1 protein-coding gene is annotated in these 631 nt (G+C 66.4%); it reads right to left on the bottom strand.

Annotated elements, in window-relative coordinates; genetic code table 11:
* A partial coding sequence (locus AACY52_RS29205) for an FAD binding domain-containing protein (protein WP_339561202.1) occupies window positions 1–631 on the bottom strand: 631 nt, incomplete at both ends.

Genomic DNA, 631 nt, shown 5'->3' with positions numbered 1-631 from the left:
CGGCCGCTTCGAATGTCGCCTCCGACCATGGCTGGCCAACCAGCGCCTGCTCGGCATTCGTCGCGCGCTTCGGGGTCGCCGCCATCCCGCCGAATGCGAGCCGCGCACTTCGCACGGTGTCGCCGTCGAGATCGATCGCAAACGCGCCGAGCACGGCGGAGATGTCGCTGTCGAACCGTTTGCTGAGCTTCGTGATCGCGATCCTCGTGGTCGATGTTGGACGCGGCACGAACAGGCTCTCGACGAACTCGCCCGGCTGACGGTCCTGATGACCGTAGGCGATAAAATAATCTTCGAGCGGTAGCGTGCGGCGCTCGTCGCCGCAGCGCAGCGTCAGTGTCGCGCCTAGCGCGATCAGCGCGGGTGGTGTGTCGCCGATCGGCGAACCATTGGCGATGTTGCCGCCAATCGTGCCGGCGTTGCGCACCTGTGGGCCGCCGATCCGACGCACGAGTTCGCCGAGGTCCGGATGTAGCCGTCCGAGCGGCTCGGCGGCATCAACATAGCGCAGGCCGGCTCCCATCCGCAGCCCGTCGTCCGTCTCGTTCATTGTGGCCAGATCGGCGACGTCGCCGACGAAGATCATGGTTTCGAGCACGCGGTGCTGCTTGGTCACCCAAAGGCCGACGTC

The sequence above is a fragment of the Pseudomonas sp. EA_65y_Pfl1_P113 genome (genome assembly GCF_963970525.1).
Taxonomy (GTDB): domain Bacteria; phylum Pseudomonadota; class Gammaproteobacteria; order Pseudomonadales; family Pseudomonadaceae; genus Aquipseudomonas; species Aquipseudomonas tritici.
The sequence above is the reverse complement of the archived record's forward strand: the minus strand, read 5'-3'. Positions and strand labels throughout refer to the sequence as shown.